The sequence below is a fragment of the Nocardiopsis changdeensis genome, from assembly GCF_018316655.1.
GTDB classification, from domain to species: Bacteria; Actinomycetota; Actinomycetes; order Streptosporangiales; family Streptosporangiaceae; genus Nocardiopsis; species Nocardiopsis changdeensis.
The window spans coordinates 1,273,814-1,295,521 of record NZ_CP074133.1 but is presented as its reverse complement, the minus strand read 5'-3'; the positions used below and the strand labels follow the sequence as shown (position 1 = coordinate 1,295,521).

Annotated in this window: 15 protein-coding genes; 2 read left to right on the top strand and 13 right to left on the bottom strand. The window is 73.8% G+C overall.

The genetic code is table 11. The features are described 5' to 3' along the window. Positions 1 to 10: 10 nt before the first annotated feature. From KGD84_RS06055 to KGD84_RS06040, 4 genes are all read right to left on the bottom strand, one after another. The gene (locus KGD84_RS06055) at positions 11 to 1,339 is read right to left on the bottom strand and encodes an HD-GYP domain-containing protein (RefSeq protein ID WP_220565118.1); all 1,329 of its coding nucleotides are present in this window, start codon (positions 1,337 to 1,339) and stop codon (positions 11 to 13) included. Next, positions 1,339 to 2,733 carry an HD-GYP domain-containing protein gene (locus tag KGD84_RS06050; RefSeq protein ID WP_220565564.1) on the bottom strand — a complete coding sequence of 465 codons (1,395 nt, stop codon included), beginning with the start codon at positions 2,731 to 2,733 and terminating at the stop codon, positions 1,339 to 1,341. The genes KGD84_RS06055 and KGD84_RS06050 overlap by 1 nt, the downstream gene beginning before the upstream one ends. A gap of 849 nt (positions 2,734 to 3,582) precedes the next feature. Then, positions 3,583 to 3,882: a mycothiol system anti-sigma-R factor gene (rsrA, locus tag KGD84_RS06045; RefSeq protein ID WP_220565117.1), complete on the bottom strand. Its 300-nt coding sequence runs from the start codon at positions 3,880 to 3,882 to the stop codon at positions 3,583 to 3,585. Continuing rightward, a complete protein-coding gene (locus KGD84_RS06040) occupies positions 3,879 to 4,544 on the bottom strand; it encodes a sigma-70 family RNA polymerase sigma factor (RefSeq protein WP_220565116.1) in 666 nt (221 codons plus the stop codon). The genes rsrA and KGD84_RS06040 overlap by 4 nt, the downstream gene beginning before the upstream one ends. A gap of 355 nt (positions 4,545 to 4,899) precedes the next feature. Between KGD84_RS06040 and KGD84_RS06035 the strand changes: the two genes are divergently transcribed. Then, the gene (locus tag KGD84_RS06035) at positions 4,900 to 5,721 is read left to right on the top strand and encodes a class I SAM-dependent methyltransferase (RefSeq protein WP_220565115.1); all 822 of its coding nucleotides are present in this window, start codon (positions 4,900 to 4,902) and stop codon (positions 5,719 to 5,721) included. A gap of 423 nt (positions 5,722 to 6,144) precedes the next feature. Here the strand turns inward: KGD84_RS06035 and thiC are convergent, their stop codons facing one another. The 8 genes from thiC to KGD84_RS05995 all read right to left on the bottom strand — a co-directional run bounded on the left by thiC (position 6,145) and on the right by KGD84_RS05995 (position 19,525). Further along, a complete protein-coding gene (gene thiC / locus KGD84_RS06030; RefSeq protein WP_220565113.1) occupies positions 6,145 to 7,830 on the bottom strand; it encodes a phosphomethylpyrimidine synthase ThiC in 1,686 nt (561 codons plus the stop codon). 233 nt (positions 7,831 to 8,063) lie between these two features. After that, positions 8,064 to 8,921, bottom strand: a complete 858-nt coding sequence (locus KGD84_RS06025) for an SOS response-associated peptidase (protein WP_220565111.1) — start codon at positions 8,919 to 8,921, stop codon at positions 8,064 to 8,066. 10 nt (positions 8,922 to 8,931) lie between these two features. After that, positions 8,932 to 9,960, bottom strand: a complete 1,029-nt coding sequence (gene pgfA, locus KGD84_RS06020) for a cell envelope lipid trafficking protein PgfA (protein ID WP_220565110.1) — start codon at positions 9,958 to 9,960, stop codon at positions 8,932 to 8,934. Then, on the bottom strand, positions 9,957 to 14,396 hold the full coding sequence (locus tag KGD84_RS06015; RefSeq protein WP_220565108.1) for an alpha-(1->3)-arabinofuranosyltransferase: 4,440 nt from the start codon (positions 14,394 to 14,396) through the stop codon (positions 9,957 to 9,959). The genes pgfA and KGD84_RS06015 overlap by 4 nt, the downstream gene beginning before the upstream one ends. Next, positions 14,393 to 15,676, bottom strand: a complete 1,284-nt coding sequence (locus KGD84_RS06010) for a glycosyltransferase family 4 protein (RefSeq protein WP_220565107.1) — start codon at positions 15,674 to 15,676, stop codon at positions 14,393 to 14,395. Before KGD84_RS06010 ends, KGD84_RS06015 begins: the two co-directional genes overlap by 4 nt. A gap of 232 nt (positions 15,677 to 15,908) precedes the next feature. Further along, on the bottom strand, positions 15,909 to 16,049 hold the full coding sequence (locus tag KGD84_RS06005) for a hypothetical protein (protein WP_220565106.1): 141 nt from the start codon (positions 16,047 to 16,049) through the stop codon (positions 15,909 to 15,911). Further along, a complete protein-coding gene (locus KGD84_RS06000; protein WP_260697192.1) occupies positions 16,049 to 17,905 on the bottom strand; it encodes an MmpA family trehalose lipid delivery protein in 1,857 nt (618 codons plus the stop codon). The genes KGD84_RS06005 and KGD84_RS06000 overlap by 1 nt, the downstream gene beginning before the upstream one ends. Positions 17,906 to 17,935: 30 nt before the next feature. Then, positions 17,936 to 19,525: a GDSL-type esterase/lipase family protein gene (locus tag KGD84_RS05995; protein ID WP_220565563.1), complete on the bottom strand. Its 1,590-nt coding sequence runs from the start codon at positions 19,523 to 19,525 to the stop codon at positions 17,936 to 17,938. Positions 19,526 to 20,067: 542 nt separating this feature from the next. On the opposite strand from KGD84_RS05995, the gene KGD84_RS05990 reads away from it, so the two are divergent. Next, positions 20,068 to 20,973: a hypothetical protein gene (locus KGD84_RS05990; protein ID WP_220565103.1), complete on the top strand. Its 906-nt coding sequence runs from the start codon at positions 20,068 to 20,070 to the stop codon at positions 20,971 to 20,973. Positions 20,974 to 21,016: 43 nt separating this feature from the next. Here KGD84_RS05990 and KGD84_RS05985 read toward each other — a convergent pair whose 3' ends face one another. Further along, entirely contained in the window at positions 21,017 to 21,532 is a 516-nt protein-coding gene (locus KGD84_RS05985; RefSeq protein ID WP_220565101.1) for an NADPH-dependent FMN reductase, read from the bottom strand. Positions 21,533 to 21,708 lie beyond the last annotated feature (176 nt).

Genomic DNA, 21,708 nt, shown 5'->3' with positions numbered 1-21,708 from the left:
CACCGCGCGGCTACCCGCGGTCCAGGACGGTGGCCAGGGCCTCCACCACCCGCGGGTCGTACTCGGTGCCCGCGTCCATGCGCAGCCGGTCCAGCACCGCCTCCCGGCGCTCGGCGTCGCCGTTCTCGCCCACCAGGTCGTCGAAGGCGTTGGCGACCTTGATGATCCGGCTGCCCAGCGGCGGCACGCCCTCGTCGTCGTCACCGGCGACCGGCTCGCACTGGCGGCGCACCACCTCGGCGACCGAGTCCAGCACCCCGGTCTCCCGGATGATCCCCGCGCCCAGTTCGGCGATGCGCCGCTGCTCGCGGGGCGAGGCCAGCACGGTCGCCCCGCCCGCGATGGGCTCGCGCAGCGACAGCTGGCCGATGTCGTGCATCAGCGCCGCGTACTCCAGCTCCAGCAGCTCGGCCTCGGCCAGGCCCAGCTCGCAGCCGACCAGGTGCGACAGGTGGCTGACCCGGCGCGAGTGCCCGTTCTCCACGTACCCGCCGACCTCGGTCACCCGCGACAGCGCGCGCACGGTCTCCAGGTAGGTGCGGCGCACCTCGGCGTGCCTGCGGAAGGCCACCTGGGCCACCAGCAGCGGGGCACTGAACACCAGCAGCCCGGCCAGGCCGGTGACGGTGCAGGACAGCGCGATGAGCACACCGCTGGAGCCGATGGCCATGCCCGAGGCGAACTGGGCGCGCATCTCGTCGCCCGCCGCGACCCGCAGCCGGGTGCGCAGCCGCTCGGCGCGCAGCACCGCGGCCAGCAGGGCGTCCACCGTCCACACGGTCAGTACCAGGGTGAACATGAGCAGCGTCGCCGCCACCGAGGGCCCCGACAGCCCCAACTGCTCGGCGATGGGCCGAAAGCCGACGGCCAGCAGTCCGGCGGAGAGCACCCGGCGGGCGACGTCCTCCACCCGCGGGGTGCGGCCCACCGCGACGTGCGGCAGCTCGCCCACCGCCACACCGCAGGCGACCACCGCCACCACCTGGAGGGGCGAGTGGTCCGAGGGCCCCTGCCCCAGGTTCAGCAGGAAGGCGTACCCGACCGCCCCCGCCGAGGCGATCGGCGCGACCTCCCGGTGCCCGGGCAGGGTGATCCGCACCAGCTCGCCGACGGCGATGACCAGGCAGAAGCACAGGGCCACATAGGGTTCGACGAACCCGGTGGCCGAGGTCCACACCAGGGAGACCAGCGAGACCGAGCCCACCACCGCCACCAGCAGGGCCCGCACCGGGCGGGAGGTCCTCCAGACCGGCCCGCTCCGGCGCCGGTGGCCGAGCGCGCCGCCCTCGGGGCCCGTCGGCCGCCCGGGGGGCGGCCCCTCCGTCTGCCGTTGTGTCATCACCGGTCCCGACCGCCCGTCGCGGTGCCCGTGGGCAGCGCCGTCGTGGGGGCCGCGCCCTCGACGGGCGCCGTCCCCTGTTCGGCGGGCACGGCCGCCGGCGCCGCGGGCGCGGTGCCCGGTCCGGTCCCGCCGGCCGCCCCGTCCTCCGCGGAGGCGGCCTCCGCCGCGGCCGAGCCGTAGCAGCCGCCCGGCGGCTCGGCGATGTCGGGCGTCTCCCAGCCCTCGCGCTCCACCGCGCGGACCAGGGCCTCCACCATGCGCGGGTCGAACTGGGTGCCCGCGCAGGCGCGCAGTTCGACGATGGCGTCCTCCACCGACCACGCCTTGCGGTAGGAGCGCGTGGAGGTGAGGCAGTCGAAGACGTCGGCGACGCTGATGATGCGGGCGGACTCGGGGATCTCCATCCCCACCAGCCCCATCGGGTAGCCGCGGCCGTCGAGGCGCTCGTGGTGGTGCCGGATCCCGGCCAGCGCCTCGTCCAGAAAGCCGATCTCCCGGACGATCTCGTAGCCGCGGGTGGGGTGCAGCTTGATGGCGGCGTACTCCTCGTCGGTGAGCTTGCCGGTCTTCTGCAGCACCTTCGTGGGCACGCCGAGCTTGCCGATGTCGTGGAGCATCCCCGCGTAGCGGATCTTCTGCACCCGTTCGGCCGACATCCCCAGTTCGCGGGCGATCATGGCCGAGCCCTCGGCGACGCGCATGCAGTGGCCGCGCGTGTAGTAGTCCTTGGTCTCCACGGCCTGGCAGAGCGTGGCCAGGGTGGCCTCGTGCGCCTTGGCCTCGTCGGCCTGCTGCGCGAACGCCCAGCGGGCGATGAACAGCGGCAGCAGGACCAGCAGCGGTGCGACGATCCCCACGCCGTCCCAGACCGCCGCGATGGCCAGGCCGAGCATCTGGTAGCCCATCGAGGACAGCTCGACCGCCACCAGGGGCCGCCAGTTGAAGCGGCCGCGCCCGCGCGGGCGCGCCTGGCCGAGCGTCCAGAACAGGATCCCGACCAGTAGCGAGTTGACGGCGGAGTGCGTCAGGACCGCGGCGACGTAGGGGAGGACCACGGCCGGGAAGTCCGCCTCGCCGAGTCCTCCCACCACGCCGCCGCACAGCAGGTAGACATGTCCGGCCGCGAACGCCGCCAGTGCGAACTGCGCCCCGTTGAAGGCGCGTTTGACCGCGGCCAGTCTCCGGACCGCGAAGCATGAGGCGAAACCGACCAGCGCCGCCCCGACGGGACCGACGAGGACGACCGCGGCCAGCGAGACCGCCGAGCTCGGCGACATCCCCGCCTTGCCGCCCGACCCGACACTCGTACTGATCGACTCGGCGACCACGAACAGCAGCGCCACCATGATGAGCGTCTGCAGATCTATGCCCGAATAGGGCCCGATGAGCAGGATGGCGACAGCACTGACAACGATGATCCCGATGTAGACACGCGCGCCCCCGGGAAGAGCCCGCACCCTCGTTCACCTCCCACCAGCGACGACCGGACTGTCATGGTTTCACCGGTTCTGTTCTACCACCAGGACCATCCCGTGAAGGAGGAAGCGGCCAAGATCGCCGCGGCGGCGGTGTGAAGCAGAGCCATGAACATCGTCATCCCCTCTCCCCTGAACGGCATGCCGCCTTTCCCCGGGCACGCCGCGTAAATTACCCCATTCGTTGGATATGGCGTCCAGTTTAACGGGCCCCGAAGGCACCCGGATTCCCCACAACCCGAACCATCGGCGCCACGGACTCCGAAGGGGATGCGAAGTTCCGGAGTATGGAATTACTAATTCAATTAGCAATCACAGACGACTACCCTGAGTGACCATCACCCTCGGCGCCGTGATCGCGGAAGACCGGAACCCGAGCCCCCTTGCCTGGCAGCCCCCCGCAAGACCATCAGCTCCGACTACACAAAGTGATCGCACGCGGGCACTCCCCGCACTCGCAGGAAAAATCATTCCGAGTCGATCACAGGCCGGGTCGACCGAAGGGGGTCGGGCGTGTCGCAGGAGAGGACGAAGGCGTCACCCGGAAAGTCCGATGACCAAAAACCCCCACACCATAGGGGAATCCGAACACGCATTCCCAAGAAATAGCGCAAAACCACATCAAGGCCGCATCATATGACAAGATCCCAGAAAACCCGCAAGACACCAAAAAGGCGGAAGCTGGCATTCCAGCTTCCGCCCAGGGGTGTTCCGGACTTCCGAAAAAAGAACCGGGTCCGTGCGGGAACCGCGTCCGTGCGCGGCTCAGGCGAACGTTCCGGGCCCCGCCGCCTCGCGGGCCGCCTGCTCGTCCCGGGCCCGGGCGAGCCGGCCCAGGACCTTGTCCCGCAGGTCCAGCGGGACCGGGTCGCACCCGCAGTGCTTGGCGACGAGCTTCTTCACCGCCTCGTCGAGCCCGTACTCCTCCAGGCAGGGCTCGCACCCGTCCAGGTGCCGCCTGATCTGCTCGCAGTTGTTCTCTTCCAGCTCCCCGTCGATGTACGTGTAGAGCTTGTCGAGCACCTCGCTGCACGGGGTGTCCCCGTGACGACCCTGGCCGCTCATCGCCGATCTCCTCGATCCGACCCGTCCTGACCCCGCCCGCCCGCGGACGATCCAGAGGCGGCTGCGCCGGCCGTGGCGCGCACCGCGGGGAGGAAGCCGCGGTCGACCGCGTACTCCTCCAGGAGGGACCGGAGCTGGCGGCGCCCCCGGTGCAGCCTGGACATGACCGTTCCGATCGGCGTCCCCATGATCTCGGCCACCTCCTTGTAGGCGAAGCCCTCGACGTCGGCGAGGTAGACCGCGATCCGGAAGTCCTCGGGCAGCTCCTGCAGCGCCCGCTTGACGTCGCTGTCGGGGAGGTGCTCCAGGGCCTCGGCCTCGGCGGACTTCAGGCCCGCCGCCGTGTGCGAGGCGGCCTGCGCCAGCTGCCAGTCCTCGACGTCCTCGGTGCCGGCCTGCTTCGGCTCGCGCTGCTTCTTGCGGTAGGAGTTGATGAAGGTGTTGGTGAGGATGCGGTACAGCCACGCCTTGAGATTCGTCCCCTCCTTGAACTGGTGGAACGAACCGAACGCCTTGGCGAAGGTCTCCTGTACGAGATCCTCCGCGTCGGCGGGGTTGCGGGTCATGCGCAGCGCCGCGGAGTAGAGCTGGTCGAGAAAGGGAAGCACATCCCTCTCGAAGCGCTCTTCCCGCTCCTCGGCTGTCTCCTGGCCCTGATCCAAGCCCGTCGGCCTCCTCGCACTGGTCCCGGCTGGGAAATCCGTACCTCCAAGATACGGTTCCCCGGCACGGGGCCGCGCATCGGCACCACGTGGCGTGGACAACGCCTCCTCGCGTTCGAGGCAAGCACCGGCGATCGGCATGGTCTGGCGGTCCTCCTCGGAAAATCCCTGGTGGCGGTGGGACCGGGGCCCTCCCCGGTCGCGGTGTTCGGTCACAACAACGGCCGCCGCCCGCTGATTCCGGTCCGGACACGGGTCGAAGGTCCCCTCCTCGCGGAACTTCGCCGATCGGACGCGTCAGGGGAGGTGAGGCATGGCAGAGTGCGGGTAAGACCCTTTGAAGGATGGGAGAGGAGTGCACGTGCGACCGTCCTCGACTCCGGCCTCCGACCGCCCCCGGTCACCGGCGGCCCAGTTCGCCACCCCCGACCGGCTCTCCGACTACTGGCGGTTCTACTGGGCCGTCGCCGAGGCGCAGATCGCCCGCTGGCTCCCGGAGGCCCCCTCCCGGCTGCTGGACCTGTCCAGCCCGGACTACCAGGGGACTCCGCGCGCCGTCGCCGCGGGACACGACGTGGTCGCCCTGCTGCCCTCCGCGGACTCTGCGGTGCGCAGGCCGCTGCGCCTGGTCAACGGACGCGCCGCGGTGCCCCGCCCGGCCCGCCGCGGGCGGCTGCGCCAGATCGTGGGGGACGCGGCGTTCCCGCGCTTCCTGGCCGCCGAGAGCTTCGACGGGGTGATCGCCGACAACCGGGTGCTGTCCCGGCAGCTGGCCACCGAGGAGTCGGTGGCCGAGATCGCCCGGGTGCTGCGGCCCGGCGGCCGGGTCCTGCTGTGCGTCGACTCGGTGGTGCTGGGCATGGCCCTGCTCGCCGAGCAGGACTGCTGGCCCGAGCTGAGCCACGCGCCCAGCGCCGACGTCCTGCTGGTGCCCTGGCCCGACGGGTCCATCACCCGCTGCTTCACCGCCGAGCAGCTCACCGACACCCTCACCGAGGCGGGCCTGGAACTGGAGTGGATCAAGCCCCGCACGGTGCTGTCGGCGTCCACGGTGGAGATGATGCTGGCCCGCGACCCGCGTTCGATGAACCGGCTGGTCGAGATGGAGCTGCGCGCCACCGAGTCCGACGACTACGTCGGCGTCCACCTCGTCGCCGCGGCCCGCAAGCCCCTCTAGCGCCCGCTCCCCGAACGCTCCCGAGCGTTCCGGCGCTCGCGCCGGATGCCGGGAGCGGTCGCGGGGCGATCTCTCACAGGAGGGTCGGCGCGGCGAGAGGCGGTCTCGCGGCCGCGACCCGGAACGACCCGCCGAACACGCCCTGGCGCCCGCTCCCCGAACGCTCCCCTGGGCCGTGGGGGCTCCGGGGGCCCGGAGGAGGCGCCCAAGGGAAGAGGCCCGGAGGAGGCGTCCACGGGAAAGCGCGGCGTGGGCCGTCCGTCGGGGCCGGCGGTCGACGAGGACCTGGACGCAGCACCGAAGGCTCCGACCCTCGAGGGCCGTCGGCGGCACGGCCGCGCCGAGCGGGGAGGGGGCCGGCGGCGGTGCCGCCGGCCCGTTCAGGGACGCCCGGTGCGCGTCCGGGCCGTCAGGGCCCCGGGGTCACCCGGACCGTTCGGTGAGGGGCAGGTACACCCGCCCGCCCTGCTCCCCGAACTCGGCGGACTTGTCGGCCATCCCCCGCTGGATGGCCTCGACCGTGTCCAGCCCGTTCTCCGCCGCGTAGCGGCGCACGTCCTGCGTGATCTTCATCGAGCAGAACTTGGGCCCGCACATGGAGCAGAAGTGCGCGGTCTTGGCCGGCTCGGCGGGCAGCGTCTCGTCGTGGTACGCCGTCGCCGTCTCCGGGTCCAGCGACAGGTGGAACTGGTCCTTCCACCGGAACTCGAACCGCGCCCTGGACAGCTCGTCGTCCCACTCCTGCGCCCGCGGGTGCCCCTTGGCCAGGTCGGCGGCGTGGGCGGCGAGCTTGTAGGTGATGACGCCGGTCTTGACGTCGTCGCGGTCCGGCAGCCCCAGGTGCTCCTTGGGGGTGACGTAGCAGAGCATCGCGGTGCCGTACCACCCGATCTGGGCGGCGCCGATCGCCGAGGTGATGTGGTCGTAGCCCGGCGCGATGTCGGTGGTCAGGGGGCCGAGGGTGTAGAACGGCGCCTCACCGCACAGCTCCTCCTCCAGCCGCACGTTCTCCGCGATCCTGTGCATGGGCACGTGCCCGGGGCCCTCGATCATCACCTGCACGTCGTGGGCGCGGGCGATGTGGGTGAGCTCGCCCAGGGTGCGCAGCTCCGCGAACTGGGCCTCGTCGTTGGCGTCGGCGATGGAGCCGGGCCGCAGCCCGTCGCCGAGCGAGAACGTGACGTCGTACTCCCGGAGGATCTCGCACAGCTCCTCGAAGTGGGTGTACAGGAAGCTCTCCCGGTGGTGGGCCAGGCACCAGGCGGCCATGATGGAGCCGCCGCGCGAGACGATGCCGGTGACCCGGCGGGCGGTGAGCGGCACGTACCGCAGCAGGACGCCCGCGTGCACGGTCATGTAGTCCACGCCCTGCTCGCACTGCTCGATCACCGTGTCGCGGTAGACCTCCCAGGACAGCCGGGCCGGGTCCCCGTCGACCTTCTCCAGCGCCTGGTAGATGGGGACGGTGCCGACCGGCACGGGCGAGTTGCGCAGGATGCGCTCGCGGGTCTCGTGGATGCGCTTGCCGGTGGACAGGTCCATGATCGTGTCGGCGCCCCAGCGGGTGGCCCACACCATCTTCTCGACCTCCTCCTCCACCGAGGAGGTGACGGCCGAGTTGCCGATGTTGGCGTTGATCTTGACCAGGAAGTTCTTACCGATGACCATCGGCTCGGACTCGGGGTGGCGGCGGTTGGCGGGGATGACCGCCCGGCCCACCGCCACCTCGGAACGGACGAACTCGGGGTCCAGGCCCTCGCGCTCGGCCACGAACCTCATCTCGGGGGTGATGGTCCCGGCCTTGGCGTGGGCGAGCTGGGTGTCGGCCCCGTTGACGGGGGTGCGGGAGCGGATCCACTCCCCGCGCAGGGCGGGCAGCCCGGCGCGGACGTCGATGTGTGCGGTGTCGTCGGTGTAGGGGCCGGAGGTGTCGTACAGGTCGAAATGGCCGCCGTCGGTGAGTCCCACCCGGCGCCCGGGGATCCGGAGGGTGAAGCCCTCGGGGGTCTCGATGTCCCGGTAGACCTTGGATGATCCCATGATGGGACCAGTGGTCACCCGGTGCTCCCCGGTGGTGGGACCGGTGTCACGGCTCTGCGAAGCCGTCATGGCATGCCTCCCTACGTCGGAATTACCCGAACAGGTTCTGCGGTCGGCGACACCGTTGAGCCGCCCTCTCAGCCCGCCATGGCGCGAGCTCCCGCGTTGCGTTATCCCGTTGTGGGGCACGGTCGGACCGTGCCCGGGCGCGCCCGCGTTCACGGGCGGCCCCGGACACTGTACACAGGGACACCCCGGTCCCGTCCAGGGGTGCAGAGAGCCCCGGAGGCGGACCCCGGGGGTCAGAAGAGGGTGTCCGGCTCCGGCCCCGACCCGGCCGCCAGCGGCGTGAGCAGGTCGGGGCGGTTGTTCTTGATGGTGTTGACGTCGGTGGACACCTCGTCCGCGACGAGCCGGTCCGCCGGGGTGTCGGCCATGATGTGCATCAGCTCGTCGGGCCCGGTGCCCGGGTCCAGCCACGCCGCCCAGTCCTGCCGGGGCACGATGACGGGCATCCGCTCGTGGATGTGCGCGAGCGCGGGGGCGGCCTCGGTGGTGATGACGGCGCAGCTCCACACCCAGCCCGCCGGGTCCTCCTCGGGGGCCTCGGGGTCGCGCCAGCGCTCGAAGATCCCGGCCATCGCCAGCGGCTCGCCGCCGCCGGGGTAGTGGACGGAGTAGGGCTTCTTGTCCGCCTTGGCCTTGCGCTTCTTGTGGTCGGGGTCGGTGGCGGGCGAGGTGCTGGCCTGGACCGTGCCGTCCCTGCCGACGAGCTGCCACTCGTAGTAGGCGTCGGCGGGCAGCAGGCAGCGGCGGCGCCGGAACGCCGTGCGGAACGCGGGCTTGTCGGCGACGGTCTCGCTGCGCGCGTTGATCATCCGGTAGCCGATGTTGCGGTCCTTGGCCCAGGAGGGGATCAGCCCCCAGCGCAGGGTGTGCAGGGAGCGCGGCCCGGGCTCGGCCTCCTCCCCGCCCTGCGGGGGCGGGCCGAGGACGGCGTACACCGGGCGGCCGGGCGAGATGTTGTAGTCCGGCTCCAGCTCCTCCAGCGGCGGCCAGGCGCGGGTGTCCACGTCCTCGCCGGGCAGGGACTCCTCCGGGAGGCCGAAGTCGAGCCGGAGCTGCTGCACGTTCCTGGACTGGGCATAACGACCGCACATGCGTCCGATCCTACGCCGACGGCACCCGCTTCCCATCCGTGACATCCGAATCCGCGGGCGCTCCCGCCCCCTCCGCGCCCCCGCGGCCGTCGCGGCCCGCGTCCCGGGAGCGGTCGCGCAGGGCGATCGCGCCCCCGGCGACCAGCAGCAGGCCGCCGGCCGGGCCCAGGGCCCAGGGCGCCCACGAGTCCAGGGAGCGCAGCAGCAGGGAGCGCACCCGGGCCTGCTCGGCGCGGCCCGCGATCTGGTTCTCCCGCAGGCCCAGTTCCGCGTAGAGCAGGTGCGCCTCGCCGGAGGCGTTCTGCGGGCGCAGCGTCTCCAGCCGCGCCTCGTGGGCGTTGACGACCGTGCCGGACACCGGCTCCACCCAGTAGGTGCGCGTGAGCTCCAGCCAGCGGCCGGCGGTGACCGTGCCCTCCGCGCCGGGGGTGAACAGCCACGCGGGGACCTCGCGGGCCGACTCGGGCACCTGGGTCGCGGGGATCTCCTGGGTGTAGCGGCGCACGGTCAGCCCGGCGACCTCGTCGGTCCCCTGGAACTCCATGACGGGCGCGGCCCGCACCTCGGCGTCGTAGAAAGGGTGGTCGGCCTCCCCCACCCCGGGGGGCCAGGAGAACACCAGCCCTGCCTGGCGGACCGCCCGGTCGCCGTTCACGTGCTCGCCGCAGCAGTTGACGGCGCGGCCGGTGTCCCGGTCGACGATGGCCCGGCGGCTCCAGTGGTCGATCATCGCGCCCTCGGCGACGGTGTCCACCGACATCTCCCAGGCCGACCAGTCCGGGCCGTGGGCCTGGGCGCTGACGGACGTGTTGCGGACGATCCGCACCCCGTCCACCCACGCCCACCGGGACGTGTCCAGGTACCCGGCGCCGTCGGCGACCATCGTCATCTCGAACCGGCCCTGGGCGGGCAGCACCGCCACCCGGTCGTACACGTACAGCGGCAGCATCGCGGCCAGGGTCAGCAGGAAGGCGCCGACCGCCGCCGGGACCGTGCCCCGGGGCAGGGCGCGCCGCCCCGCGGTGTCGTCCGCGCTCATGTGCGGGCCTCCTCGTGGTCGCTCTCCCGGCCGCCGGCCTCCGGGGCGGGGCCGGGGCCGTCACCGTTCCACGATCGGCCCCGGGGCCGGTCCGGGGACCGGCCCGGGCCCGGCGGGCCGGACGCGCCGCGGGCGCCACCCGTCCCGCGCGGGTGGGCGTCGGCCCGGGACGGGTCGGGGCGCTGCCCCAGGGCCAGGACCAGGCGGGCCAGGGCGGGCAGGCACAGCAGCTGGGCGACCCAGCCGCGCAAGGGCTGGCCCACCACGTCGGTGATGTCGTGGAACGGCATGTGGACCGCCAGGTGGGTGCCCACCGCCATCGCCAGGCCCGCCAGTCCCAGCGACACCGCCACCGGCCACGGTCCGGCCAGGCGGGGCAGGAGCCGCCCGCCCATGGACGGGCTCCCCGGCTTGGCGTGCCGGAGCCGGGCGGGCGCGCGGCGGCCCAGCCACCACATGCACAGCAGGATGGCGCCGACCAGGGCGGCGCCGACCGCCCCGGCGACCCAGACCCCGTACGCCAGGCCCAGCGGGAGCACGAACCACCGCGACGGCCAGGCCGCCCCGGCCGCGGGCAGCGCGCGCGCTCCGCGCAGGGCCCCGGCGGCCCCGGCGCGGCCGCCCGGCAGCAGGCGGCGCGGCCACAGGGCGGCGACCACCAGCAGGGCGGCCAGGACACCGCCCGCGATCAGGGCCCGGTGGTAGGCGGCGTCGGGGGTGTAGGTCAGGGTCACGGTGCCCGCGCTGCCCGCCGGCAGCAGCCAGCCCTGCTTCCACCCCTCCAGGCGGACCGGCTCCAGCACCTCCCCGCCCTCCAGGCGCGCCTGCCAGCCCTCGTTGTAGTTCTCGTTGACGACGAGGAAGGAGTCGGTGTCCACGGCCTCGACGTCGAAGCGGCGCTCCCCCGGACCCCACTCGTGCACGGTCGCGGGGGCGGTCAGGGAGACCTCGGGGCGCTCGGCCACCGACTCCCCCGAGCCCACCACTGCGGAGCGGACCTCGTACCGGTTGCCGGGGTCGACGACGATGCGGTTCTCGCCCTCCACCAGGTCCAGGGCGGTGCAGCTCTCGTAGCGCAGCGGGCGGCCGGTGAGCTGGTCGGCCAGGGTGCCCTCGCTGATCCGCGTCTCCACCCGCTGCCCGTTGACCCGCAGGGTGGGGCCCAGGCCGCAGGCGGTGGACGCGTCCCCGTCGGGGACCGGGTCGACCGGGTCCACGCCCGGCAGGGCGATGGTGCCGATCTCCAGCGCCTGGCCCTCGGGGCGCTCGAACGTGATCCGCACCGCGTCGGCGGTGAACGGCGCGAAGTCGACCCGGCCGCTGCCGTCCAGCCACCCCTCGCGCACGGTGCCGCCGCCCTCGACCGTGACCTTGATGGGGCGCAGCACGCTGTCGGCGCGCGGGAAGTCCACCGTGAGGTGGCTCAGCTCGACCGGCCGGCCCAGCTCGATGTCGAGCCAGGGGCGCTTCTCCTCGGGGTCGGGGTACCAGACGGTGCTGCCGTCGTCGTCCAGGGCGCCGCGGCCCATCGCCGCCGGGTGCTGCACTGCGGTGGAGGAGGCGGTGACGTACGGGTACGTCCCGGCGCGGTTGGCCGCGTTCTCGGCCTCGCGCGGGTCGGTGAGGACGACCTCGCCGGACACCGAGTGCGGGGCGGCGGCCGCGGCCGCCGACAACCCGAAGGTGCGGTCCAGCCGGCGGGCGTCCTCGCCCTGCACCTGGAGGCCGCTGTTGCACACCCACACGTGGGAGCCCTCCATGCACCCGGGTGCGGTGCCGGTGGAACCGGTGAACAGCAGGGTCCCGGCGTCGGCCGGGCCGGGCACGCGCAGGGTGCGGGCGGGCTCCAGGCCGGGCACGGAGATGGAGGTGACGCCCACCCGGGTGCCGAACCGGTACTCGGGCTCCCAGGCCAGCTCCTCCACCCGGAGCCGCAGGGTGGTGGTGGCCCCGGGCGGGACCATGACCTCCTGGGGGTCGCCGGTCTGGGAGACCGGCACGTCCACCTCGCCGGTGTCGGTGACGACGCTGATCCGGGAGGGCGGCGGGTCGTTCGCGAACTGCTCGAACGCGACCGTCAGGCCGGTGAGGTCCTGGGGCTCCTCGAACTCGACCTCGATCCACTCGCCCAGGGCGCCGGTGAACGCGCTGGACCGCCACGAGGTGGTGAGGTCGTCGTCGAGCGCGGCCTGCGGCCCGTGCCCGGGGTCGCGGTCGGCGGCGCGGGCGCCCGCCCCCGCCTCGGAGGAGGAGGCGCGCACCGACGCGATCCCGATGTCCTCGGCGTGGGCGGTGTAGTCCTCCCAGGCCGGGTCGGCGATGTCGGGGGCGGGGACGTCGCGTTCGAGCTCCTCGTCCTCGGTGAGGGTGGCCGACACGTTGCGGCGCACGTCGGGGTAGACGACCTCACGGCGGCGGGCGGTGTCGGTGACGATGGTGTCCTCCGCGGACACCTGCTCGGCGCCGGGGTCGTCGCCCAGCAGCACCGGCCGGTCGTCGGTGATCAGCCCCTGCTCGGCCAGGTACAGCAGTGACTCGGGGCCGCCGGTGACGCGGACGGCCTCGTCGGCGGGCACCACGCCCACCGTCGGGGCGGCGCCCTCCACCTCGTAGATCGTCAGCGCCGGGTAGGGCTGGTCGAACCACTGCGAGGCGGAGTGGTGGTCCAGGGAGCCCATGGGCGCCCCGAACTCGGCCACCGGCGTGATGCCGGGCGAGGCTTCGAGCGCCTGGTGGACGCGGGCCGGCCAGCCGCCGTGGTTGTCCACGCGCTGGAGGTCGTTGCGGACCAGCAGGTGGGTGACGCCCATCCGGGCCAGGGTGGCGGAGAGTCCCGCCGAGCCGCGCCCGGAGGACACCCGCTGGTCGATCTCGTGGGTGAGCCGGGAGACCCCCGCCGAGCCCCACGGGATGATCTGGTGGTTGGTCCAGGCCCCCTCCAGGAGGGGTTGCAGGGGCTCGTCCAGGGGGCGGCCCCACTCGTACTCCCCGCGCCCCGAGCCGGGCAGCGCCATCGTCATGCCGCGCTCGTCGGAGCGGTCGTTGAGCCAGTCCACCGCCTCGCGCCAGTACCCGGGGAGGGCGACGAACCCGCCCGCCGGGGCCACGCCGACGGTGGCGATGGGGACGAGGGTGACCAGGAACGCGGTCGCGCACACGGCGGCCACGGTGCGCCGCACCCGGCCCGAGACGGACTCGCCGCGCCGGTCGGCCCGGTCGCGGGCGACCACCACGGGCAGGTGCGCCAGCCCCAGCACCACCGGCAGCCGGATGAGCGCGTCGAACTTGTGGACGTTGCGGAAGGGGGCCAGCGCGCCGTCCAGGAGCTCGCGCATGGTCCCGGCGAACGGCCCGGTGAGGTCGCCGGTGTAGCCGGCGACGACGATCGCCGTGCCGGTGAGCAGGGTGGTGACCAGGAAGAAGCGCTCGGGGGTGCGCCGGTTGACGAGCCCGGCCAGGCCCAGCCCGGCGACCAGCGCGGTGACCGCGATCAGCCAGGGGGTGAGGGACAGGGCCGCGCCCGAGGGCAGGGCCGTGTTGCCCTGGTCGGGCAGGAAGCCCATCCAGTTGGAGGTGCCGCGCAGCGCGTTGAGCAGCGAGGTGATGCCGGTGGTGACGGCGGCGTCCTCGGTGTAGGGCATGAACGAGTACACGTACCGCGACATCAGCAGCAGCGGGGCGACGTACCAGAACGTGGCGGCGACCAGCGCCACCGACCACCAGAAGATCATCCGCCGCTTGCGCGGGCCGCGGGAGCGGGTGAGCAGGTACAGGCCGGGGACGATGAGGACGGCCAGCTCGGAGGCGGCGTTGGTGCCGCCGCACAGCAGGAACGCCGCCCCCGACAGCAGCGCCATCCGGGCCGGCGGGTACCCGCGCCGGGCGCCCAGGACCAGCGGCAGCAGCACCCACGGCATGAGCAGCATCGGCTGCAGCTCGGCGGAGTTGTACGACAGCAGCGTCAGCACCCGGGGTGCCAGCGCGTAGGCGACGCCGGCCAGGATGCGGGTGTTGACGGTGCCGATGTCCAGCGCTCCGGCGACCTTGTACACGCCCAGGAACGCGGCCACCAGCAGCACCGCCATCCACGAGCGCTGGACGAGCCACTCGGGCATGCCGAGCCACTCCAGCAGCAGGTGGAACGGCCCGTTCGGGAAGAAGTACCCGTAGGCCTGGTTCTGGATCTGCCCGAAGTAGGAGGCGTCCCACAGGTGCAGGGCGCGCTCCATGAACCCCAGGGGGTTGACCGTCAGGTCCAGCTTGGTGTCGCTGACGATCCGGCCGGGGTCGATGCTGGCCGCCAGCGCGCCCAGGAGAAGGCACACCGCGAGGACCTTGAGCCGCCGCAGCAGCTTCTCGTCCACTCCCCCGGAGACGGGGGACGGTGTCCTGGAATCCTCCGGTTCGCGCCTGGCGGTGGATTCCGCCGAAGTCACTTCTCTGCTTTCCTGCCTGAGGTCGTGTCGGGGGCGTCCGCGCCGCCGGGGAGATCGAGTTCGCGGGCGACCAGGCGGGTCATCCGCGCGCCGCTGGCCTCCCAGGTGAAGCGGTCGGCCCAGGCCCGGCAGGCCCGGCGGACGGCTGCTCTGCGGTGGGGGTCGGACAGCTCCTTCAAGGCCCGGGAGACGACATCGGCCAGTTCCTCGCCCTCGCGCACCAGCCATCCGGTTTCGCCGTCTCGGACCGAATCGCGCAGTCCGTCCACATCGTAGGCCACGGTGGGCACGCCCAGGCGCGCCGCCTCGATGACGGTCAGGCCCCACCCCTCGAACTCCGAGGCGGTGACGTGCAGGTGGCTGGAGGCCAGGACGCTGTTCTTGTCCTCCTCCGGCAGGAACCCGTGGAGGCGGACCCGGTCGGCCGTGCCGTCCCGGGAGATCTGCTCGGCCAGGTGCTCGCCCTCGGGGCCGCGGCCGACGATGTGGACCCGCAGCCGGGGGTGCTCCCCCTCCAGGGCGCGGGCCAGGTCGGCGACCTGGGAGACGCGCTTCTGCACCACCAGGCGGCCGAGGCTGACGATCGCCGGGTCGCCCATGTCGTCGGGGGCGTCGTCCAGGGGCTTGAGGGGGCCCTGCACGCCCCCGTTGTGGATGATCTCGACGGGCGCGCGCCAGCCCAGCTTCTCGCGCAGGGCGCGGCGGGAGGACTCCGAGACCGTGACGGTGGTGCAGTCGCGGTAGACCCACGAGGCGACGGTCGACTCGACGAACCGGCCGAACCACGCCAGCGGCGCCGAGAAGTAGGCGTTGAACTGGAGGTCGTGGACGTGGTGGACGATGCTGACCACCCTGGTGCGGCGGCGCAGCACGAGGCGGGACAGGAAGGGGATGCCGTTCATGCAGTCGAAGGCGAGCTGGTACTCGCGGCGCCACAGGGCGAGCCAGGCCATCACGCGCGGGTAGACGGTGAAGCGGCCGCCCATGCGGCGGATGACGATCCCGTCCCTGGTCTCCACGCGGGCCTGGTGGGGCTCGCGGCTGGTGAGGAAGGTGACGATGGCACCGCGTTCGGCCAGGTGGCGGCTGATCCGCCAGGCGTACTCCTCGGCGCCGCCGGCCGCGCTCTGCCAGGGGTCGCGCCAGTTGATCATGACCAGGCGGACGCCGTCGAGCCGGGGGCCGAGGTCGACGGGGTCCTCCTCGGCGGCCGCCGGGACCGGGGCGGGGTTCGCGGTGACCGTGGGCAGGCCTCGGTGGTGGGCCTTCGAGAAGACCACGCGCTCTCCTTCCGCGGGGTGTCCGGGACCCGGCGCGCCCGACACCCTCCGGGGTGGAGCGAACACGGAGGGCGAGGGTGCGCGGGAAGAGCGGTGGGCACACCGAACAGGCCCATCGACCGGACGTCTGTGGGGATGGGGCGGTCGGGGCAGAGGACCGCCGGGACGGGGGGACGGATGGGCGCCCCGCTGGGGGCGAGGCGCCCGAAGGACCTCGATGAACTCGGGCGGCCTAGCGGTCGCCGTAGTTGTAGAGGGTTTCGTTCACCGGTTCCGCGGTGGCGGTGGACTCGGTGGCGATGTTGGTGACCATGTAGGCCGACCCGCCAGCCAGAGCCGCACCGATCACGCAGGCGGCGATTACCTTGATCACTAGGGGATCTCCTTCCGCGCGCCCGGACGCCGTTCGACGCCGGTGCGCTGGAACCCGAGACTAGAACCTGATCTAGCTACAGACCAGATGATTGCCCCAACTGTAACTAACCCACAGGTAACTTCCAACCCCGAAATGTCCGCTTCTTCGGTGTTGATCGGCCCTGCGAGCACTTCCAAAAGGGTCATCTCAGGCCCCTCGACCACCACCGAGAACCCGTCCACATCAGACCAGAACCGGTTATCGACCGGGGCGGACACCGCCACGTACCGCACGCCCAGCGCCGCCAGCCCGGCCGCGTCCAGGGACTCCGGCAGCCCGGTCCGGGGATCGGGCCCCAGCACCGCGGCCGCCTCCCGCGCCAGCCCGTCCTCCCCGCGCACCACCACGGTCCCTCCGTCGGGGGTGCCCACCACCAGGTCGTCGTTCCAGACGGTGCGCCGGTCGAACAGCCTCGTCGCCGGGTCCAGCACCACCGCGGGCCCGCCCGACCAGTCGATCCCCCGGTAGGCGCTCCAGGGCAGGACCAGCACCGCCCCGGGCCGGTCGTCGGCGGCCACCGCCGCCTGCGCCGCGAGCCAGTCCCGCGGGTACTCCGCCGGCGCCAGCGCCCCCTGCGCACCCCAGAGCAGCCCGGGCAGCGCCACCACCGGCAGCACCGCCAGCCCCGCGGCGGCGGCAACCCCGGCGATCCGGCCGACGCCGTGCGCCCGCCGCCCGCCCGGGCCCGCGGGCCCGGGCTCCGCCGAAGAACCGGGCTCCCCGGCGCCCCGGCCCGCCGCGCCGGCCCCGCCGTCCCCCGGACCGTCCGCGGTCCCCCCAGCGGGCCGGGAGAGCCACAGGGCCGCCGCCCCCAGACCCAGGGCCTGCACCAGCGCCAGGGGCGCCACATAGAGCTGGCCGTCGCGCAGCGGGCCGAACCCCGGCCACAGGCCGATCAGCCACGCGAGCACGCCCCGCCCCGGCTCGGTGGCGCCCAACAGGGCCACCCCGAATCCGAGCACCGCCGCCGCGGTCAGCCCCGGGCCGAACCCCGGGCGGTCCCGGTACAGCCACCACGCCCACCCCGCGACCGCGGCCAGGCACAGCGCCAGGCGCAGGGCCACCGCCACCGGGTCCCCGTACCCCGCCGGGACCGCGTGCGCGTTCCACACCCCGCCCAGCAGGAACAGCGACCCCGCCGTCCCCAGCGGGGTGTCGGCCCGCGGCGCGAACGCCTCCACCCCGGCCGGGTCGGTCGTCGCGCCCGCCGCCCCCGCCGTCAGCGCCGGCACCAGCCAGGGCAGCGACACCACGACCAGCGCCCCCGCCAGCAGCCCGCCGCGGCGCAGGCCGCCGCGCCCCCACAGCGCCACCGGACCCGCCGTCAGAGCGGTGAGCACCACCGAGGAGAACCCGCCCACCGCCGCAGGGATCAGCGAACGCACCACCCCCGCCAGCGGCCCGCGCGCCGCCCCCACCACCCAGGGCAGCCCGGCGTAGCCCAGCAGCATCGCCCACTGGCCCAGCAGCAGGCGCTCGGCCACGAACGGGTTCCACACGTACGCCGCGCCCGCCACCACCGCGGCCGCCGGGGACGGCATCAGCCGGGCCGCGCCCGCGGCGCCCACCACGAAGACCGCAGCCAGCGCCGCCGACTGCACCGCGTCCCCCGGCAGCACCCACGACAGCGCCGCCACCACGGCGTCGCTGGGGATCGCCCGGGGGAACCCGTCCGCCCCGCGCAGCACCGTCGGCAGCGACAGGTCGGGCACGAACACCATGTCGTAGCGCAGCACGTAGCCGGGCCCCAGCGCGGGGCCCAGTGCGAGCACCGCCGCGACCAGGCCCACCGCCCAGGGCAGCCAGCGGGACATCCGCGCCCTCCTCACCGGTACCACCGCGCCCTAGGGACGCGCCGTCAGGATCGAGTCGGAGAACCTTCCCTCGACGTAGTCGCGGTGGGAGCGGACGACGATCTCGTAGTCGCCCGACACCGTCACCGCCCACCGCGGGTCCTCGCCGGCCGAGCCCAGCGTGCGCCACCCCTCGCCGTCGTCGGGGCCCAGGCCGTCGCGCCGCTCGCACCGGGGGTCGCCGGGCGCCGGCGGCGCCACCGGAGGCTCCGGGTCCGGCCCGGGGTCGGGCCGGGGCGTCGGGGTCGGCTGCGGGTCCACGGGCCCCGGGCTCGGGTCGCCCCCGCCCGGCGGCGGCTCCACCGGCCCGTCGTCGGGCGAGCGCACCCCGTCGGTCGTGTCGGCCGGGGCCCGCCGGTCGTCGGAGAACGAGCACTCCAGCGGCCGCACCCACACCTCGTAGTGGGTGGCGTCCTCTACCCGCTCCCACACCAGGGTGGCGCCCCCGTCCTGGAGGCGGATCCAGGCGGGCCCCGGCGGCGGGTCCCCGCGCCACACCAGCTGGACGGGCTCGGAGGCCCGGCCGGAGTCGCGCCCCTTGAACGGGATCACGGTGAACTCGTACCGGGCCCCGCTGAACAGGCCCTCCACCAGCGCCGAGTACTTCCCGCCGTCCTCCTCGACCTCCAGCGGCAGCACCGTCTCGCCGTCGGGGTCGGGGGCCACCCTGCGCTGGGTCACCCGGTAGTCGGTCGCCCCCGGCACCGCCTCCCAGCTGAGCACCAGCCCGTCGTCGCCCTCCTCGTGCCCGGGCTCCGGAGCGGTCAGCGGACCGACCTCCATCTCGGGCAGCGGCCGCGGGTGGGCCGGCCCTACGCCCAGGGGGTCGGCCAGGGCGTCGGCGAACGCCGCGGCGATGCGCAGCTCCCCCCGCGCGTTCGGGTGCGCCTCGTCCCAGTTGTCCCGCGCGGGCGAGTACCCGTCGGCGACCCGGGCGACGACCACCGGGGAGTCGGCCGAGGTCAGCTGCTCGGCCAGGGCGACCACGCCCATGTTGAAGCGGGCGATCTCGGAGTTGGCCCGGGCGTCGTCGGCGGTCCCCTCCACCGGGGGCAGCTCGCCCACGACGAACCGCGTCTCCCCCTGGACCACCCGCACCGTCGAGATGGTCTCCCCGACCCCCTCCAGGGCGTGGTCGGCGGTGCCGCCGCCCAGGATGTCCTCCAGCCCGGACAGCAGCAGCAGGTAGTGCGGCTCGTACTCCGCGGCCAGCCGGGACACCTCGTCGGAGAGGTCCCCCGCCGAGTACCCCCAGCGGGCGGCGTGGTCGCGGTCGAAGTCGGGCACGGCGTAGGAGTCGTCGCCGAACTCCTCGCCGGCCAGGTCGTAGAGGTCGTCGTAGGGGCCCACGAAGTCGACCGCCACCTCGCTCCCGGTCAGGTGCCGCCACAGGTGGTAGCGCCAGGTGTGGTCGCCGCTGCTGCCCTGGGTGAGGGAGTCCCCGACGACCATCACCCTCAGCTCGCCCGAGGGCGGCCCGGGCACCGGGACCGGGCCGTCGGAACCCTCGTCGCCCCGCCCGGTCAGTCCCGGGGAGCCGGCCTGGATGAACAGCAGGGTGACGGCCATCGCCGCCAGCATGATGCCGAGCAGGCCCAGGGGCCCGGGTTCGAAACGGGAGGTGCCGGAGCCGCGGTGGCGCCAGGCGGCCAGCCCGCGCCAGGTGAGGGTGCGCCAGCTGACGTCCTGCCAGGTGAGGGTGCGCCAGTGCGCGAGGCGTTCGGTGACCGCGGCGCGCAGGGCGTCGCGGCGGCGGGCGAGCGCCTCCCGCGGCGTGGCCCGGGCAGCACTCGGCCCGGCCCCGCCCTCCGCCGAGGAGGACGCGGAGGCGTCCCCGTCGGGCCCACCCGGCTCCCGCACCGTTCCCCAATCCCACCGCCACAGCGGTATCGGAACGTGTTCTACATCAACATCCGCCACGCCCTCGACCGGTTGCCAGGGAGCGTCGGGCGTAATGCAAAGCTGGCCACACCAGACTAGAACTGGTTATATGGAGGCCGTCAACCCGAGCACACCCTTTCCGCGCGGAGAGGGCCGCAGAGCATGACGTTAGCGGTACGCCGTACCCGGCGCGACACCCCCTCCCGAACCCCGCCGCCCTCCCCGATCCGAAAGGCGCATCCGTGATCGGACTCGTGGTCGCCCTGCTGGCCGCCGTGGTCTACACCGTGGGCCTGACCGTGGAGCAGCGGGCCCTGCACGGCTCGGAGTCCATCTCCGTCAACCGCCCCCTGCACCTGGCCCGCGTCCTGCTGGGCAACCCCCGCTGGGTGCTCGGCTGCGTGTTCGCGGCGCTGGGCAGCGTCGGCCTGATCGTCTCCCTGGGCCTGGCCCCGGTGTCGGTCGTCCAGCCCGCCTTCGCCGCCGGGGTGGCCTGCGGCCTGCTCGTGATGACCCTCGTCCTGGGCGAGCGCATCACCCGCGGCGAGTACATCGCCCTGGGCCTGATGCCGGTCGCGCTGGGCCTGCTGGGCCTGTCCACCGCCGACGGCGGCGAGACCGGCACCACCGCGCACACCCCCCTGCTGGTCGGCGTCAGCGTGGCCACCGTCATCGCCTGCGTCGCCGTGATGGCGTTCGTCGGCGGCCGGGGGCGGTACGTGTCGGCCGCCGCCATGGGCGCCGCCGCGGGGCTCGCCCAGGGCAGCGCCGGCCTCCAGGGCAAGGGCCTGGGCGGGCTGATCAGCGACCACGGCCTGTGGAACGCGGTCGTCCCCGCGCTCCTCTCCCCGTTCCCCTACCTGTACGCCCTGGGCTGGGCGGTGGGGATCGTGCTGTTCCAGACCTCCATGCAGCGCTCCCGGGCCTCGATCACCGCGCCGGTGTCCAACGTGGTCGGGAACGTGTTCATGGTCGTGGCCGGCACCCTGCTGTTCGGCGAGAGCCTGCCCGACGACCCGGTGCTGCTGGGCCTGCGGATCGGCGGCTTCGCCCTGACCCTGGTCGTGGTGGTGCTGGTCCGCGGCAACGTGGCCCGGGCCGAGGCCGACACCAGCCGCAAGCGCGCCGCCACCCTCGTCGAGGGCTGACGGCGGCGCCAGGGCCCGGACGGGCCCCGGCCGCGGGCGGGCGTCAGACCGCGACGGAGACGGCCCGGCGCAGACCCGGGGCGGCGACGTCGGCCCAGGCCCGCACGACGCTCTCGGGGCGGTCGGCCTCGTCCTCGGACAGGATCAGGCCGGGCTCGGCGACCCAGGCGCCCAGGTCGGCCAGGAGGATCCGCAGGTCCTCCTCGATGCCGCGGCTGTTGCGCAGGTCGTCGACGACCGCCAGGGGCACCGCGACGGTGTGGCCCAGCCCCAGCTCGGGCAGGCGGTCGAGGAACACCTTGAGCAGCCCGGTGTAGGTGCCGTGCGCCTGCGGGGAGGCGACCAGCAGGACATCGCTCTCGCGCACCCTGGCCAGGGCGCCGTCGACGGCGGCGGAGGAGTCGGCGAGCAGCTCCGGCCCCAGGTCGCCGAGGTCGATGACCTCGGGCGCGTCGGCGACGCCGGCGCGGGCGGCGACCTCGGCGGCGGCCGCCAGGGCGGTGGAGCGGACGGAGGCGCGGGAACGGGGGGCGGCGACGAGCACGGTGAAGCGGGTCATGCGAGAACTCCTGGGTTCGGTCAGAGCGAGCCGGGATCGACCGGAGGGACCGTCGGGGCGGTGATCGGGACCTGGTTCCCCGACAGTGGGGACTGCGGTTCGGTGACACCGGAGAGGACCGTCGTTCCCCTTACCGACACGGTGCGCGGACCTCGTCGTCCAAGGCGGGGTGTGTC

Excerpts from the sequence above, each read along its gene's own strand:
- KGD84_RS05995 (WP_220565563.1), bottom strand. The coding sequence starts at position 19,525 with ATGCTGGCGGCGATGGCCGTCACCCTGCTGTTCATCCAGGCCGGCTCC.
- KGD84_RS06000 (WP_260697192.1), bottom strand. The coding sequence starts at position 17,905 with ATGTCCCGCTGGCTGCCCTGGGCGGTGGGCCTGGTCGCGGCGGTGCTC.
- KGD84_RS06055 (WP_220565118.1), bottom strand. The coding sequence starts at position 1,339 with ATGACACAACGGCAGACGGAGGGGCCGCCCCCCGGGCGGCCGACGGGC.
- rsrA (WP_220565117.1), bottom strand. The coding sequence starts at position 3,882 with ATGAGCGGCCAGGGTCGTCACGGGGACACCCCGTGCAGCGAGGTGCTC.
- thiC (WP_220565113.1), bottom strand. The coding sequence starts at position 7,830 with ATGACGGCTTCGCAGAGCCGTGACACCGGTCCCACCACCGGGGAGCAC.
- KGD84_RS05985 (WP_220565101.1), bottom strand. The coding sequence starts at position 21,532 with ATGACCCGCTTCACCGTGCTCGTCGCCGCCCCCCGTTCCCGCGCCTCC.
- pgfA (WP_220565110.1), bottom strand. The coding sequence starts at position 9,960 with ATGAGCGCGGACGACACCGCGGGGCGGCGCGCCCTGCCCCGGGGCACG.
- KGD84_RS06025 (WP_220565111.1), bottom strand. The coding sequence starts at position 8,921 with ATGTGCGGTCGTTATGCCCAGTCCAGGAACGTGCAGCAGCTCCGGCTC.